This window comes from Apolloniradiicaulis salifontis (assembly GCF_053756655.1).
On sequence record NZ_CM132387.1, the window covers coordinates 1,073,059 to 1,088,217 of the forward strand.

The 15,159-nt window shown below is 67.0% G+C and carries 14 protein-coding genes; 5 read left to right on the top strand and 9 right to left on the bottom strand.

Going from position 1 to position 15,159, the window contains the following annotated elements; all coding sequences use genetic code 11:
• The first annotated feature begins 13 nt into the window (after window positions 1–13).
• Window positions 14–1,429: a S41 family peptidase gene (locus ACWCOP_RS05215; RefSeq protein ID WP_478250166.1), complete on the top strand. Its 1,416-nt coding sequence runs from the start codon at window positions 14–16 to the stop codon at window positions 1,427–1,429.
• A gap of 60 nt (window positions 1,430–1,489) precedes the next feature.
• Here the strand turns inward: ACWCOP_RS05215 and nadC are convergent, their stop codons facing one another.
• The 5 genes from nadC to ACWCOP_RS05240 form a co-directional block, all read right to left on the bottom strand.
• Window positions 1,490–2,347, bottom strand: a complete 858-nt coding sequence (nadC, locus tag ACWCOP_RS05220; RefSeq protein WP_478250167.1) for a carboxylating nicotinate-nucleotide diphosphorylase — start codon at window positions 2,345–2,347, stop codon at window positions 1,490–1,492.
• Window positions 2,344–3,870 (bottom strand): L-aspartate oxidase, encoded by a 1,527-nt coding sequence (locus ACWCOP_RS05225; protein ID WP_478250168.1) that lies wholly within the window; start codon window positions 3,868–3,870, stop codon window positions 2,344–2,346. The genes nadC and ACWCOP_RS05225 overlap by 4 nt, the downstream gene beginning before the upstream one ends.
• Window positions 3,871–3,999: 129 nt before the next feature.
• Window positions 4,000–5,112 (bottom strand): quinolinate synthase NadA, encoded by a 1,113-nt coding sequence (gene nadA / locus ACWCOP_RS05230; RefSeq protein ID WP_478250169.1) that lies wholly within the window; start codon window positions 5,110–5,112, stop codon window positions 4,000–4,002.
• A 168-nt stretch (window positions 5,113–5,280) separates the two neighbouring features.
• Complete coding sequence (locus tag ACWCOP_RS05235) at window positions 5,281–6,270, bottom strand: NUDIX hydrolase (RefSeq protein ID WP_478250170.1); 990 nt, start codon at window positions 6,268–6,270, stop codon at window positions 5,281–5,283.
• Window positions 6,267–6,842: an HD domain-containing protein gene (locus tag ACWCOP_RS05240; protein ID WP_478250171.1), complete on the bottom strand. Its 576-nt coding sequence runs from the start codon at window positions 6,840–6,842 to the stop codon at window positions 6,267–6,269. Before ACWCOP_RS05240 ends, ACWCOP_RS05235 begins: the two co-directional genes overlap by 4 nt.
• A 147-nt stretch (window positions 6,843–6,989) precedes the next feature.
• On the opposite strand from ACWCOP_RS05240, the gene ACWCOP_RS05245 reads away from it, so the two are divergent.
• Window positions 6,990–7,826 carry a universal stress protein gene (locus tag ACWCOP_RS05245; protein ID WP_478250172.1) on the top strand — a complete coding sequence of 279 codons (837 nt, stop codon included), beginning with the start codon at window positions 6,990–6,992 and terminating at the stop codon, window positions 7,824–7,826.
• 25 nt (window positions 7,827–7,851) lie between these two features.
• On the top strand, window positions 7,852–8,232 hold the full coding sequence (locus ACWCOP_RS05250; RefSeq protein ID WP_478250173.1) for a hypothetical protein: 381 nt from the start codon (window positions 7,852–7,854) through the stop codon (window positions 8,230–8,232).
• A gap of 501 nt (window positions 8,233–8,733) precedes the next feature.
• Here ACWCOP_RS05250 and map read toward each other — a convergent pair.
• From map to sfsA, 4 genes are all read right to left on the bottom strand, one after another.
• Window positions 8,734–9,555: a type I methionyl aminopeptidase gene (gene map, locus ACWCOP_RS05255; RefSeq protein WP_478250174.1), complete on the bottom strand. Its 822-nt coding sequence runs from the start codon at window positions 9,553–9,555 to the stop codon at window positions 8,734–8,736.
• 126 nt (window positions 9,556–9,681) lie between these two features.
• Window positions 9,682–11,304 (bottom strand): M28 family peptidase, encoded by a 1,623-nt coding sequence (locus ACWCOP_RS05260; protein ID WP_478250175.1) that lies wholly within the window; start codon window positions 11,302–11,304, stop codon window positions 9,682–9,684.
• Window positions 11,305–11,367: 63 nt separating this feature from the next.
• Window positions 11,368–11,892: an acyl-CoA thioesterase gene (locus tag ACWCOP_RS05265; RefSeq protein ID WP_478250176.1), complete on the bottom strand. Its 525-nt coding sequence runs from the start codon at window positions 11,890–11,892 to the stop codon at window positions 11,368–11,370.
• A complete protein-coding gene (sfsA, locus tag ACWCOP_RS05270; RefSeq protein ID WP_478250177.1) occupies window positions 11,889–12,590 on the bottom strand; it encodes a DNA/RNA nuclease SfsA in 702 nt (233 codons plus the stop codon). The genes ACWCOP_RS05265 and sfsA overlap by 4 nt, the downstream gene beginning before the upstream one ends.
• Window positions 12,591–12,663: 73 nt before the next feature.
• Between sfsA and ACWCOP_RS05275 the strand changes: the two genes are divergently transcribed.
• Window positions 12,664–13,416: a competence/damage-inducible protein A gene (locus tag ACWCOP_RS05275; protein ID WP_478250178.1), complete on the top strand. Its 753-nt coding sequence runs from the start codon at window positions 12,664–12,666 to the stop codon at window positions 13,414–13,416.
• A 216-nt stretch (window positions 13,417–13,632) separates the two neighbouring features.
• Window positions 13,633–15,156, top strand: coding sequence for a vWA domain-containing protein (locus tag ACWCOP_RS05280; protein WP_478250179.1), 1,524 nt, complete (start codon window positions 13,633–13,635; stop codon window positions 15,154–15,156).
• Window positions 15,157–15,159: the final 3 nt, after the last annotated feature.

Sequence of the window (15,159 nt, forward strand, 5' to 3'; positions counted from 1 at the left end):
TTTTGGAGTTCCCATGATCCGTCTCGTTCTTTGCGCCGCGTGCACGTTTGTCGCCGGCTGCGCGCTGACTGGCGTTGAACCGGCTGATGATACGCCCTGGCTGGATGCCGGGCCGCTGACGCTGCTCTACGCCGAGGCCGGCCAAACCGCGCCTGAGTTTCGCGGAGTCTGGCGGTCGCGCGGCTATGGCTGGGTCCTAGGTATCGATGCCCAAGGCGCGACCCGCTTTCAATCGGGCGATGTCTGCTACGCCACGCCCGTTGGGACGCGTGACATGTCAGCCATGGCCTCTGTGAGCTATCGCTACGCTCGCGACCTGCCCGGCGACGCCGCCATCTTCCAGCTTCTGGACGGCGACACCAATGTCGTCTTCGACCGGCTGGACGCCCTGCCTGCAGAATGCAACGCGCCGGTCGACGCCACTCCGACAGCGGTTGCGGCGGCGTTTCTGGATCATTTCAAGCGCCATTACGCCTTCTTCGACCGGCGCCTGCCCGACCGGAGGGTGCGGGCCGAGCGGCTTCGGCGGACGGTGCATGACACCATGAGCGAGGCTGAGCTCTGGAACGCGCTCGCTATGTATATGGACGGGCTGTCGGACAGTCACACCAAGCTGATCGGCGTGGTGGACGGCGAGCCGCGCCGCCAGCAGGACGGTCTGGGCGAGACCCTGCCGCGCGCGCGCGCCGGCGGAGGCGAAACGCCATGGCTTATCGCGCTGCTGGAGCAGGCGGCGGCCGGGCTCGGCGAAAGCGCCGTGCACACGCTGAACGACCGCCTGCTCTGGGGCGTCATCGAGCCGGAGCACGGCGTGCGTGTCGGCTATCTACAGCTTTTCGTCATGGGCGGGTTCACCGACCTGACAGATTTCGCCAGCCCGCAGTGGGCCGAAGCGGAAATGGCGGCATTCAACGCCGCCCTAGATGAGGCGTTTACGGCGTTTCAGGGCGCCGACCGTGTGATCGTGGATCTATCCAATAATCGCGGCGGCTGGGACCGGGTGGCCAAGGCCCTGCCGGGCCGCTTCACCGATATGTCTTTCGTGGGCTTCACCACGCAGGCGCTTGGCTCCGGCCTTGCGCCGTTTCCCCATGTGATCGAGCCGGCGGACGGGCCGCGCTATACTGGTCAGGTAATTCTCCTCACCAGCGACGTGACGGTCAGCGGCGGCGAACTGGCGACGCTCGCCCTCCGCCAGCTCCCCAACGTCACCCATGCAGGCACAACCACGCGCGGCGCCTTCTCCACACCGCTGGCCAAGCCGCTGCCCAATGGCTGGCTGCTCGAGTTGTCGAACGAGGTGTTTGCAAGTCCGGACGGCGCGGTGTTTGAAGAGACCGGGATCGCGCCAGAGGTCATGCTGGAGGTGTATCCCGCGGAAGCGCCGGTGGCGGGCCATTGGCGCGCAGTCGTAGCGCTGGCGCGCTGAAGGCCGTCTGGCGCCCATGCCTGCAAGCAATTGTGAGCACCAGTGGGCGGCGTCCCCCACCTAAACCGCATCCAGTCCCAGATCGAAATTCGTCGCGGAGTGGGTCAGTGCGCCCACCGAGATGATGTCGACTCCTGTCTGGGCGATGGCGCGGATCGTTTCCAGCGTCACCCCGCCGGAGGCTTCCAGCGTGGCGTGGCCTTTGGCCTGTTTCACCGCGGCGGAAAGATCGTCGAGGCTGAAATTGTCCAGCAGCACGCTCTCCGCCCCGGCCGACAGGGCGTCCTCCAGCTGGTCGAGGCGGTCCACCTCCACGGCGACGCGCATCATGTGGCCGGCGAAGGCCTTCGCCCGGCGCACGGCTTCGCTCACCGAGCCGCCGCACAGGGCGACGTGATTGTCCTTGATGAGGATCGCATCATCGAGGCCGAAGCGGTGCGGCGCGCCGCCGCCGGCGCGCACCGCCTGAAGCTCCAGGGCGCGAAGGCCCGGCGTGGTCTTGCGGGTGTGGGCGACGCGGGCGCCGGTCCCCTCCACCGCGTCTGCATAACGCCGGGTGAGCGTGGCGACGCCGGACAGCCGGCCCATGAAGTTCAGGATCGAGCGCTCGGCGGTGAGAATGGCGCGCGCCGGGCCCTTGATCAGGGCGACGGCTTGGCCCTTGGCGATGGAGTCGCCGTCCTTCGCGCGCCAGTCGATGATCAGCTCGGCGCTGACCTGGGAGGCGACCTCGTCGGCGGCCTGTATTCCGCACAGCACGCCTTCAGCCCGGCTCACGATTTGAAACGTGCCGCGCGCATTTTCGGAAATCGTCGCCAGCGAGGTGAGATCGCCGCGTCCGCCCAGATCCTCGTCCAGCGCCACGGCGACGATTTCTGCGACGACGCCGCGCGGCACGGGCGGGATTTGAAGGCTCATTCCGCGATCTCCGCGGCGGGCAGGGCCGTGGCGGTTACGGCGCGGGCGTCGTCTAGGCGCATGCGGGTGGAGACTCCGGTCGGTCGTGTTTTCGGATAATCATTGCGGAAATGGCCGCCGCGGCTTTCGGTGCGGGCCAACGCTCCTGCGGCGACGAAGCGCGCAGCGATCAGCGCCGGCGCCGGGCCGTAGCGCGCCTCAAGCTGGTCGATCACCGAGATGAGCCGCGACAGTCCGGCGCCGTCACGCTCCATGCCGGCCTCGGCCGCCATGACCTGACGCAAGCGCTGCAGCGCCGGGCCGGGCAGGCTGGGCGGCGCGAACGCCTCAAGCGGGTTGAGGGCGCGCGGCGCGGACTTGCGCAATGCAACAGCCGCGCGGCGGCCGAAGACCAGCCCGTCCAGAAGCGAGTTGGACGCCAGCCGGTTGGCGCCGTGGACGCCGGTGGCGGCGCATTCGCCCACCGCCCACAGGCCCGCCACGCCGGTGAAGCCGGAAAGGTCTGTGGCGATCCCGCCCATGTGATAGTGCGCCGCCGGCGCCACGGGGATGGGCTGGGTGCGCGGATCGATGTCGCCGGACATGCAGGCGGCGAACACGGCCGGGAAGCGCTCGGGGAAGGCCTCGCCCACCGCGGCGCGCGCATCCAGGAAGGCGCCCTTGCCGGCTTTCACCTGGCGGTGGACGGCGCGGGCGACCACGTCGCGCGGCGCCAGTTCGGCGTCGGCGTGCACCGGCTTCATGAAGCGCGAGCCCTTTGCGTCGATGAGCGTGGCGCCTTCGCCGCGAAGGGCCTCGGTGGCCAGTGGCGCGGGGTCACGGCCGATATCGATGGCGGTGGGATGGAACTGCACGAACTCCGCATCGCGGATTTCGGCGCGCAAGCCCGCCGCCATGGCGAGGGCTTGGCCCTGGCTGGTCCAGGGCGTGGTGGTCACGGCATAGAGCCCGCCCAGCGAGCCGGTGGCGAGCACGGTGTCGCTCGCGATGATCCGGTGCAGGGCGCCGTCCGCGTCGCGCGCGAGCACGCCGGCGCAGCCGCCGTCGGCGTCGGGGATCAGGCTCTCGGCGCGCCAACCTTCGCGGATGTCGATATGGGGCGCGGCGCGCACGGCGGTGATGAGGGCGTTGAGAATGCCGGCGCCGGCCTGATCGCCCTTCACCCGGGCGACGCGCGCCCGGCTGTGGGCCGCTTCGCGCGACAAAGACCAGGCGTCGCCGTCCTTTTCAAAGGGTGCGCCCAGGGCGAACAGGTCCTCGATTTCGCGCGGTCCGGCCTCGGCGAGCAGGCGCGCGGCGTCTTCATCAACCAGCCCTGCGCCCGCCGCGATCGTGTCGGCGGCGTGAAGCGACGGCGCGTCGTCAACGCCCAGCGCTGCGGCCACCCCGCCCTGGGCCCAGCCGGTCGAGCTGTTCTCGCCCAGCTTTGAACCCGTTAGCAGGATCACCGGACGCTGGGCGGCGTGCAGAGCCGTCCAGAGGCCTGCGATGCCGGCGCCGGCGATGATGAGGGGATGGGTCATTGCACTCACTTTTGTATTCCCGGACGAGGCCGCATGGCCGAAGATCCGGGACCTCGCGCAGGATAGAGCGCCTTTATCGGCCTGAGGTCCCGGCTCTTCGCGCTTTGCGCTTGGCCGGGAATTCAGCCTCTAAACGCTCACATACGGGACGGCGACGGCGTCGCGCCCCGTGTCGAAGTGCGGCGGCTTGGCCGCCTTGGGCAGGTCCAGCATGGCTTGCAGGCTGGCGCGCGCCTTCTCGGCGATCACCGGATCGACCTCCACGGCGTGCTTCATGTCGCGCAGGGCTTCGTAGATGCCTTTGAGCGTGATGCGCTTCATGTGGGGGCAGAGATTGCAGGGCTTCACGAACTGGACGCCCGGGTTCTCCACCGAGACATTGTCGCTCATGGAGCATTCGGTGATCAGGATCGCCTTTTTCGGGGCGTGATCCTTCACATAGCTGGCCATGGCGCCGGTGGAGCCGGCGAAGTCAGCCTTGGCCATCACGTCCGGCGGGCATTCGGGGTGGGTCAGGATCACCGCGTCGGGGTGGGCGGCGCGCAAGTCATCGAGATCCTGCGGGGTGAACTGCTCGTGCACTTCGCAGGAGCCTTTCCAGGTGAGGATCTTGATCCCGGTCTGGGCCGCGACGTTCTTGGCCAGATACTCGTCGGGGATCATGATCACGGTGTCCACGCCCCACTGGGCGGCGACGGCCTCCACCACCTGCACTGCGTTGGAGCTGGTGCAGCAGATGTCGGACCAGGCCTTCACCTCGGCTGACGTGTTCACATAGGTGACGATGGGAAGGTCTGGATAGGCCGCCTTGATGCGCTGCACGTCCGCGCCGGTGATGGAGGCGGCCAGCGAACAGCCGGCCTCCATGTCGGGGATCAGCACGGTCTTGTGCGGCGACAGGATTTTCGCGGTCTCGGCCATGAAGTGCACGCCGGCCTGGAGAATCACATCCTCCTCGGCCTCGGCGGCGACCTGGGCGAGCTTCAGGCTGTCGCCGGTGATGTCGCCGACGCAGTTGAAGATTTCCGGCGTCATGTAGTTGTGCGCCAGGATCGTTGCGCCGCGCTCCACCTTCAGGCGGTTAATGGCGTCGATGAGCGGCGCGAATTTCGGCCACTCCATGGGCGTCACCACGTCCTTCACGCGCTCATAGAGATGATCGACGCGTGCTTTGACAGCCGCGTCATAAACGAGCGCATCGGCCTCGGGCCAGGTGCTCGCGGGGAAAGTCATGCCGTCCATTGTCGCCTCCCGTGGTCCCGCGTGATGCAGCTTCGAACGCTTTTGCTCGAAGTGAGCATTAGGCGGGCCTTAAAGATGGCGGCGAAGGGTCGCCGCCGGGCTTATGCTCTAGATGAGCCTAACGTGGAGAGGGACTATACGCCTGACAACCCCGGTGGCAAGTCAGATTTATGACGCGGCGTCCTTCAATCGCGGAATCGTGAGGCCCAGTGCGGTCCCCGATTTCAGCGTCTCGCGCACGAAGCGATGCAGTTCGGCCGGGCGTCCGCCGGTGCGGCTCTCCATGCGGCCGGTGCCTTCCACAAAGCCGGCCCGGTCCAGCGCGCGGCGGAAATTCTGCTTGTGCAGGGGAAAGCCGGACACGCTCTCCACCAGTTTCTGCAAATGGGAGAGGGTGAATTCAGGCGGGGTCAGCTCGAACACCACGGGGCGGTATTTGATCTTGCCGCGCAGGCGGGAGAGGGCCGTCGCGAGAATCCGGCGATGGTCGGACGCCATCGCCTCGCCCGCGCTTTCAGCCGGCGCCGGCTCGCCGCGATCGCGGGCGGCTTCGGCCACCAGCCCGGCCTCGTACAAAAGCTCGTAGCGGTCCAGCGCGCGTTCCTCGTTCCAGGCGGCGCCGTCCAGCCCGAAGCAGACCCGCACCCGATCATAGCGCGCGGCGCGGCGGCCGGGCGCCGCGGCTTCATCACACCAGCTTCGAAGCGCCGGCTCCAGAAACCCGTCCAGGATCGCCGGGCGGCCGTCGCGATGATCCTCCCAGGGGAAGAACCGCGCCCAGCCCAGCCAGCGCGCCTCATCGCCCTTTAGTGTGCGCGCCTGGGGGGTGAGTCCAAGATAGCCCACCGAAATGACCCGAGCGTCCTCCGCGCCGGCCAGCGCCGCCACGGGCGCCTCGCGTCCCCGGTCGCCGAAGGTGTAGAGCTGCTCCACATAGCCCAGTTCGAACCCGGTCTGGCCGCGCACCCATTCGCGCAGGCCGATCTCGAACGTGCGGTGGATCTCCGGGTCGAACGGACCGAAGGGAAGCGCGGTCTGTCCGCCCTCCAGGCTTTCTGTGACGAGCACTTTCAGCTCGGTCTCGCCGGCCGCGAAGATCACCGCGTTCAGCCCGACGACGATGCGCCCGAGCGCCGCCATGTCGATCCTGGGCCTCATGACCGGCGGTCCCGTTCCACGCGGGCAAACAGCGTGTCGAACCGCTCCCGGAAAAGGATCTGGGCGTCGCGGGCGGGCAGGGGATTGATCGTGATGGAGAGACCCTTCGGCGGGCGGCCGAAGAATTTGCGCGCCTCCTCCACGCTGAAGCCGGCGATCTGGGTCGCCTCGAAGAAGGCGCACAACCGGTCTGCGCGCTTGATCGTCTTGTGAACCTCGTCGGGAAGGTCCGGCGGCAGGCCGTAGCGCATGTGGATCGCCCCCTCCAGCCGGGCTTCGAACGCCTTGTAGTCATAGCCCAGCGCCGCCTTGAACGGCGAGATCATGTCGCCGATCACATATTCGGGCGCGTCGTGCAGCAGGGCGGCCAGACGCCATGCGGCGGGCCAGTCCGGTTCCAGCTCGGCGCACAGCGCCTCCACGATGACCGAATGTTCAGCCACAGAGAAGGCGTGATCGCCCATGGTCTGCCCGTTCCAGCGCGCCACCCGCGCCAGGCCCTGGGCGATGTCGTCGATCTCCACATCAAACGGGGAGGGGTCCAGCAGATCAAGCCGGCGCCCCGACAACATGCGTTGCCAGGCTCTGGGTGGTTTCGCCTTCGCCGGTGACCGCGCCACTTTGTCCCGCCTTGATGAGCTTTCCCTCCCGTCGTAGCGCGAAACGGCGTAAGTTCAAGAAAAGCCCGTCGTGACCAAAGGGCTTGGCACAGGGAGACCATGATGAAACGCGAACGCATTCTCGTCGCGCTGCAGGGCTCGGACGCCGACACCTCGCCGATCGCCGCCGCCACCAGGCTCGCCCCGCTCTTCGGGGCGGACATTCGCGGCCTGTTCGTGGAGCCGGACCCGGCCGCCTATATGCTGTGGACCGGGCCGGGGGCGGCGGGCGCCTCGGTGGTCAGCTCCGCCCTGGACGCGGTGCGCGAGGAGACCGACAGGGCCTGCAAGACGGCTGAGAAAAGCTTTCTCGCCGCCATGACGGGCGAGCTGTCCGACGGCGCGAGCTTCCGGCGCATCTGCGACAGCCCGTCCGACGCCGCCCAGCAGGCCCGCCTTGTGCGGCTTCTGGTGACCTGTCCGCACGCCGCGGCGGGCAAGGGATCGCTGGCTGATTTCACCACCGCCTGCTTGGTGGAGGAGGGCTGCCCGGTTTTTGTGCCGCGGGCCGGCGCTGTGCCGCCGAAGACAATCGCCGTGGCCTGGGACGGGTCGAAAGAGGCTGCGCGCGCTGCGTTCGCCGCCGAGCCGCTGTTTCAGCCGGGGGTTAAAGTGACGATCCTGCACAGCTCGAAAAACCTCGATTATCAGGACCGCGCCGTGGCCGCGCCGAACCGCCTGGCCAACTGGCTGTCAGGGCGAGGGATCGAAGCGACCTCCACACCCGTTTCCACAAGCGGCGGGCTCGGCGACGCACTTTTGAAAGGGGCTGAAGGCTGCGACCTGCTGGTGGCCGGCGCCTACGGCCAGTCGCGCATCGCCCAGTTCATCTTTGGCGGGGTCACCCGCACGCTTCTGGGGGCGACGGAAGGGCCATCTCTTCTGATCGCCCACTGACCGATTTCAAAAAGGAGATTCGCCCATGGCTTTGACCCGTCTCACCCTGCGCCTGGGGCGCAACCCGGATGCCGGAATCATCGACGGCGACGACGAGCGCGGCTACGTCATCACCGCGCCGCTGGACAAGGACGGCAAGCTGGACGCCGATCTTTACCGCAAGCACAAGAAAGCCTGCACGGTGATCCGCTTCTCCCCCGATGATCAAGAGCGCGCCGACGGCTGGCTCACCCATCGCGGCTCAAACTGGTTTTTCCACTATGACGAAGAGGGCGAAGGCCCGGACGAGCCGGTCTTCAAGCTTGGCGACCACACCCTGCGGCTTGGCGATTACGTCACCATCCACGAAGCCGACGGCGACGACCTGGTCCACAAGATCACCGAGGCGGTGCAGCTGCACGGCTAGGGCTGTTGCGGTTCGCGAAGGCGGTTTGAGCGAGCGCCTTACTCCTCCGCCTTGATGGGGAGGTGTCCGCGCAGCGGACGGAGGGGGTGGCGGCGCCAGCTTTTCAAAGCAACGCGCCCGCCGCCTGGCCGTGTGGCTCACGCTTGCCGATCAGGAACCGGTCGTACTCAGCCTGTCGCCGGAGCTGGCGCGGTGGGCGCCGGATTTGAGGCGCCAATCCAAGAACAGTGCGTTCAAGCCGAGTTGAAACAGCACGGCTCCCAGGAGCCCGATCATGAGCTGAGGCTCATGGGTTGGTATTAGCAGAAACTGCAAAAGGCCAAGCCCGGTCAGTATGAATACAAGCCCAAGTATACGCTGAAATTCGCGCACGGTGTTCCCCCCTCTTTTCCCCGTTGGAAAATCTAAGCAGGGCGGTCGCGAGATTGTAAAGGAAATATTAAAGTTTGTAACGGCGGCCAGCACGTCGCGCGGCGATCAGGGTTGGTGCGCCAGTCCGCCTCACGAATAAGGCGGGCAGTCCAGGCCTTGCGGGCTTTTGGTGAAGATCTCCACCCCGTCTTCGGTGACGCCCACCGAATGCTCGAACTGGGCGGAGAGGGTCTTGTCGCGGGTCACCGCGGTCCAGCCGTCGCCCAGAACTTTCACGCCCGCCTTGCCGGCGTTGAGCATGGGTTCGATGGTGAAGAACATGCCCGGCTCGAGCACGGCGGTGCGCATGCCTTTCTCGTCGAAATGCAGAACGTTCGGCGCGTCGTGGAACAGGCGGCCGAGGCCATGGCCGCAGAAATCGCGCACGATGGAGAAGCGCTGCGCCTCGGCATGCTCCTGGATCGCCCGGCCGATATCGCCGAACGTATTGCCCGGCTTCACCTGCTCGATGCCGCGCATCATCGCCTCATAGGTCACTTCCACCAGACGCTCGGCCTTTCGGCGGACTTCGCCCACCGGATACATGCGGCTGGTGTCGCCGTGCCAGCCGTCCTTGATGCAGGTGACGTCGATATTGACGATGTCGCCCTCTTTGAGGGGCTTGTCGTTGGGGATGCCGTGGCAGACCACGTGATTGATCGAGGTGCAGCTGGATTTGGTGTAACCGCGATAGAACAGGGTGGCGGGCGCCGCGCCTTCCTTGAGGAAGAACTCGCGCACCACATCATCGATCTGCTGGGTGGTCACGCCGGGTTTGACCATGTCCACCAGCATGTCCAGGGCGCGCGCGGAAATCCGGCCCGCCTTGCGCATGCCCTCAAAGCCGTCCGGCCCATGGCGCTTGATCTGGCCGTCGCGCACCGGCGCGGCCTCGGTCCCGGTCTCGCTCACCGTCTTCTCCTGCTTGCTCGTGACCCGTGTGTATCATGCGTGTTCACAAAAGAAACGCCCAGGCGCGCGGCCAATCCGCGCCGGGCGCTTCAAGGTGCAGTCGAGCCGGCAGGGCCTGGATCGGCCCTAGTCGGCCAGGGTTTTGAAAAAGCTGTCTTCGTTCCAGGCCGGTGTTGCGTCGGCGTTGGCCACTTCGCGGATGATCTCCATGTTGATTTCGGCGAATTTGGCGCCTTCCTCAAACAGCACCGCGTCGGCTTCGTCGCCCGGGCCGTGATAATCGCCGCCCAGAAAGCGCAGGAAGCCCTGGCCTTCATCGTCCTCGGGATCGGGGCTGGAGAAGCCCGTCATCAAAAAGAGCGAGGGCACGCCTGCGCGCACGAAGTGATAGTGGTCTGAACGCGTGAACAGCGCCTGCTCGGGCAGGGGATCGGGGGTGAGCGCGACGCCGCGCCGGCCGGCCGCGGCTTCCGCCAGGGGGCCGAGCGTGGAATGCTCGGCGCCGAACGCGATCAGATCCTCGAACCGGTAGCGGATCACCGGCATGTCCAGATTGATGTTGGCGACCATGCCGGCCATGGCCGGCGTCGGGTTTGCCGCGATATGGGCGGCGCCCAGAAGGCCCTTTTCTTCGGCTGCGAGGGCCACGAACACGATCGGGCGGCGCAGGGCCGGGCCTTGCGACAGCGCGCGCGCGGTCTCGATCATGATCGAGGTCCCAGACGCATTGTCCAGCGCGCCGTTACAAATCCGGTCCTCCGCCTCTTCGAGGCGACAGATCCCCACATGGTCAAGGTGCGCGGTGACGATCACCGGCTCGCCTGCAAGTGCGGGATCCGACCCGGGCAGCACGCCCACAACATTGTCGTCAGAGATCATTTCGCGGGTCGTCGCCTGAGCCAGCGTCACGGTCTTGCCCAGTGCGAAAGCGGGAACGGCCTCACCGGCGCGGGCGGCGGCGATCACGGTCTCAAAGCTCTCCGGTGCGCCTTCGAACAGGCGCGCGGCCGCGGCTTCGGAGAGGGCGGCCTCCACCTGCAGGCTCGCGGCGCCTGCGTCGGCGGCCACCGTCATGGAGGGCTGGCGCGCGCGGGCGGCGCGGCGCGAGTACGTGTAGCGGGTCAAGCCATCAGCCGGGATTGTGACGAGTCCCGCTGCGCCGGCCTGCGCAGCGAAGGCCGCGCGCGTGCCGGAGTTATTGAGATGGGCGGCGACATCCGACGGCGCGTTTTCGGGCACGCCGGCGAGGATCACGACGATCTTGCCGGCGACGTCCAGGCCTGCATAGTCGTTCACGCCCAGCTGCGGCGCCACGACGCCATATCCGGCGAACACCGCCTCGCCGGTCACTTCGCTCTCATCATGGTGGGCCGAGGCCGCCACGATGAAGTCATCGCCGGGGGTCAGCGCTTCGCCGTCGATATCGAACCGGGCGGCCTCTGGCAGGGCCGTGACGGTCTGCAGCGGGACCGCCGCGCGATAGCCTTCAAGACCGGCGGGCTCGAGTCCGATGAGCCGATATTGCGCCTCCACATAATTGGCGGCCAGATCATAGCCGCGTTCGCCCGCCTCGCGGCCCTCCATCAGATCGTCGGCGAGGAAGCGGATATGCGCCTCAATGGCGCCCGCGCGCACCGACTGCGCGGGTTCGGTGGCCTCGGCCATGGACGGTGCGCCGGCTTGCGGCGCTGAAGGCGTGGTGCAGGCGGCGAGCACCAGCACGCTGGCGGCGGCGAATGTCATGCGCATGGGCGGGTCCCCGTGGTGTTTCTTGAAGCTTTGGGCGCGCTTATAACGAAGCTGCGGCCAAGTCTAACGTTTCAATTCAGTCATGAAGCGCGCCGCCGCGTCGGCCAGCGCCGGATCCGGCTTCGCATAGTGCTCCGCGAAGGCGCCTTTCATGCGCGTGGGCTTGCCGCTGGAAAGGGTGAAGCAGACCAGCTTGGTGACCGCGCGAAACACGGTCGCGCCGTCGCTCACCCGGCGGAACTGATACCAGCGCTCGGCCCGAAGGCGCCCGTCGGAGACCGGGATCCAGACCGCGCAGGCGATGCGGTCCCCCTCGCGCACATGGCCCAGATAGTCGGCTTCGGTGCGCACAATCGCCATGCCCTGATCAAGATCACGGCAGGTGTCGTGGTCATGCCCGGAATGCTCCCAATGCTCCCATGCCGCCTCGTCGGCCCAGCGCAGATATACGGCGTTGTTCACATGGCCGAAAATATCAATCTCGGACGCCGTGGCGGTCACCGTGCGCACATGGGGGGCGGGCATGTCCCAGCCGGCGCTCTCAGGGGTGAGACTCTCTGAGAAGGGGTTTGGCGGGGTAGGGCTCACAGCGCGATCTCCAAGGGTTTCTCCAGCGTCACGCCGTCAAGGGTCACGTCGCATCCATAGGCGAGGATCTCCACACCGGCCGTCGCCGCGGCGCGAAGGGCCTGTGCATAGGCCGGGTCCAGATCGTCAGCCGGCGAAAGGCGCGTGCAGTCGCCGCGCTGAACGATGAAAAGCTGCACCGCGCGGTCCCCGGCGCGCACCCGCTCGCTCAGTTCAAACAAATGCCTGGCGCCGCGCGTGGTGACGCTGTCTGGAAACTCGGCGAGACCCGGCGTGCGCATGAGGTGGCAGTTCTTCACCTCCACATAGCAGTCGGGGCGGGTCTCAGCGGTGAGAAGAAGGTCAATGCGCGAATTCGCCCCGTACTTCACCTCGCGCCGTATCGCGTCATAGCCGGACAGGGGCGCGATTTCGCCGTTATCGATTGCCGCCTCGGCGATCTTGTTGGGGCTCATCGTGTTCATGGCCACCAGCGTGCCGTCGGCTTTCAGAACCTCCAGCGTGTGCTTCAGCTTGCGCTTGGGATTGTCGCTCACCGACACCCAGCAGCGGCTGCCCGGCGCCTGCAGCCCCATCATGGAGCCTGGGTTGGGGCAGTGGGCGGTGATCCTCTCGCCGCCGTCCAGCTCGATATCGGCCAGGAATCGCTTGTATCGCTTGATCGGCCGGCCGGGCAGGAGCGGGGATGTGAACTGCATGGAGGCCTTTGGACTTATTGCGTTCGGCGCACCATAGTCCCCGTCCCACAAGGCGCAAGCAGACGAGGTCGAGATGGGTGAGACGGGCGAGGCGGTCAGGGCGGGCGTGGTGGTGATCGGGGATGAAATCCTCTCCGGACGCACCCGCGACATCAATATCCAGCAGATCGCGGAATTTCTCGCGCCGTTGGGGATATCGCTCAGCGAGGCCCGCGTGGTGAGCGACGACCAGGACGCCATCGTAGAGGCGGTGCGGGCGCTGTCGGCGCGGTGCGACTATGTCTTCACCACCGGCGGCATCGGCCCGACCCATGACGACATCACCGCAGACGCGGTGGCCGCCGCGTTCGGGCGCGCGATCGACGTGCGCGGGGACGCGCGGGCGATCCTTGAAGCCTGGTATGAGAAAAGTGGGACCGAGATCACCGAATCCCGCCTGCGCATGGCGCGCATTCCCGACGGCGCGGTGCTGGTGGACAATCCGGTCACCGGCGCGCCGGGCTTCCAGATCGAGAACGTGTTCGTTCTGGCCGGCGTGCCCAAGATCGCGCGCGGCATGCTGGAGGACATCGCACCCAGGCTGACGCGCGGCCGGGTCACCCATTCCGTCACCGTGCGCCTTGAAGGCGTGCGCGAGGGCGATATCGCGCCGCGCCTGAAAGCCGTTCAGGACGCCCATGACGGCGTGTCTCTGGGCTCCTATCCCTGGTTTGAAGACGACGGCGAGGGCGGCTTTCGCCGCGGCGTGGCGCTGGTGGCGCGCGGGGTCGATCAGGCGAAGCTTGAAGCGGTGAAACGCGAACTTGAGGCGTTAAAAGCCTCATAACCTCCCCATTGCCGCCCCAATCGAAGCGGAGCGTGGTGTCTGTCACCAGGCAGGAAAAGGGGATTGCTCATGAGGACGCTTCGGTCACGGTTTTCGTTCGGCGCCGCGGGCGCCGCGCTTGTGTTGCTTGCAGCCTGCACCACGGAGAGCGCCGTCACGCCGCCTCCGGCTCCGCCGCCCCCGCCTCCTCCGCCGCCGCCACCCTACTCCCAGGACATGGCGATGTTCGGCGGCGCCGCGATGAGCCGCGCCACGATCGCCGCCGAGCCCGCGCCGGTCCCGCCGGGCTATGCCGAGGACCGCGAGCAATACGAGGATGTGGACGCCAATCCGGTGATCGCCGTGGCCGAAGAGCCGGTCTCCACCTTCTCCATCGATGTGGACACCGCCAGCTATGCGCGCGCCCGCCGCGCCCTTCAAAGCGGCGTCCTGCCGCCGCGTGACGCCATTCGGCCTGAAGAAATCATCAATTATTTCGACTACGCATATCCGCTTCCCGAAACCTCCGAGGATCCGTTCCGCGCCAGCGTGACGGTCACCGAAACGCCGTGGAATCCCCATACCCAGCTGATGCATATCGGCGTGCAGGGCTATGACGTGCTTCCCGATGAGCAGCCGCGCTCCAATCTGGTGTTCCTCATAGACGTGTCCGGCTCCATGGCGAGCCCGGACAAGTTGCCCCTGGCGATCCAGGGCTTCCGCATGATGCTGTCGGAGCTAAGGCCCGACGATACGGTGGCCATCGCCGTCTATGCCGGCGCGGCGGGCGTAGTGCTTGAGCCGACGCCGGTGTCGGAGCGCGGACGCATAGACGCGGCGCTGGATTCGCTATCGGCGGGCGGCTCCACCGCAGGCGGGGAGGGTCTGCGCCTGGCCTACGCCCTGGCCGAGCGCAATTTCGACGCGGAGGCGGTCAACCGCGTGATCCTGGTGACCGACGGGGATTTCAATGTCGGCGTCACCAGCGGCGAGCGGCTGGAGGATTTCGTCGCCAGAAAGCGCGAGACGGGGATCTATCTCTCCGTCATGGGCTTCGGGCTCGGCAATTACAACGACGCGCTGATGCAGCAGATCGCCCAGGCCGGCAACGGTACGGCGGCCTATGTGGACAGCCTCACCGAGGCGCGCCGGCTTCTGGTGGAGGAGGCGAGCTCGACGCTGTTTCCCATCGCCAACGACGTGAAGATCCAGGTGGAGTTCAATCCCGCCCGCGTCGCCGAATACCGCCTGATCGGGTATGAAACCCGCGCGCTTGAGCGCTCTGACTTCAACAATGACGCGGTGGACGCCGGCGAGATCGGCTCGGGCCATTCTGTGACCGCGATCTACGAGATCGCCGCGCCGGGAAGCGAGGGCCTCCTGCTGGAGCCCCTGCGCTATCAAACCGCAGAGGCGGCCGGCGATCCAGACGGCGAGTTCGCCTTCCTGCGCCTCCGCTATAAGCAGCCCGGTGAAGACGAGAGCCGACTCATCGAAACGCCCGTGACGGACGCTGATACGCGCGCCTTCGCGCAAGCCGGCGACGATGTGCGCTTTTCGGTGGCGGCGGCGGCCTACGCCCAGCTGCTGCGCGGCGACGCCTACCTGAACGATTTCACCTTTGAGGACGCAGCAGACATCGCCCGCGGCGCCCGCGGGGCGGACCCGTTCGGCTATCGTGGCGAATTCCTGCAGCTCTTGTCGCTGGCTGAAAGCGCTGCGGCGCAGGAGCGCCTGAGGGCGCCGGGGCGGGGCGAATAGGGT

What these genes read in the sequence shown, in the direction of transcription:
- ACWCOP_RS05260 (WP_478250175.1), bottom strand. Translation starts at nt 11,304, where the DNA reads ATGCGCATGACATTCGCCGCCGCCAGCGTGCTGGTGCTCGCCGCCTGC.
- nadC (WP_478250167.1), bottom strand. Translation starts at nt 2,347, where the DNA reads ATGAGCCTTCAAATCCCGCCCGTGCCGCGCGGCGTCGTCGCAGAAATC.
- ACWCOP_RS05215 (WP_478250166.1), top strand. Translation starts at nt 14, where the DNA reads ATGATCCGTCTCGTTCTTTGCGCCGCGTGCACGTTTGTCGCCGGCTGC.
- ACWCOP_RS05240 (WP_478250171.1), bottom strand. Translation starts at nt 6,842, where the DNA reads ATGTTGTCGGGGCGCCGGCTTGATCTGCTGGACCCCTCCCCGTTTGAT.
- ACWCOP_RS05250 (WP_478250173.1), top strand. Translation starts at nt 7,852, where the DNA reads ATGGCTTTGACCCGTCTCACCCTGCGCCTGGGGCGCAACCCGGATGCC.
- ACWCOP_RS05225 (WP_478250168.1), bottom strand. Translation starts at nt 3,870, where the DNA reads ATGACCCATCCCCTCATCATCGCCGGCGCCGGCATCGCAGGCCTCTGG.
- ACWCOP_RS05275 (WP_478250178.1), top strand. Translation starts at nt 12,664, where the DNA reads ATGGGTGAGACGGGCGAGGCGGTCAGGGCGGGCGTGGTGGTGATCGGG.
- ACWCOP_RS05235 (WP_478250170.1), bottom strand. Translation starts at nt 6,270, where the DNA reads ATGAGGCCCAGGATCGACATGGCGGCGCTCGGGCGCATCGTCGTCGGG.
- ACWCOP_RS05245 (WP_478250172.1), top strand. Translation starts at nt 6,990, where the DNA reads ATGATGAAACGCGAACGCATTCTCGTCGCGCTGCAGGGCTCGGACGCC.
- ACWCOP_RS05280 (WP_478250179.1), top strand. Translation starts at nt 13,633, where the DNA reads ATGGCGATGTTCGGCGGCGCCGCGATGAGCCGCGCCACGATCGCCGCC.
- nadA (WP_478250169.1), bottom strand. Translation starts at nt 5,112, where the DNA reads ATGGACGGCATGACTTTCCCCGCGAGCACCTGGCCCGAGGCCGATGCG.
- sfsA (WP_478250177.1), bottom strand. Translation starts at nt 12,590, where the DNA reads ATGCAGTTCACATCCCCGCTCCTGCCCGGCCGGCCGATCAAGCGATAC.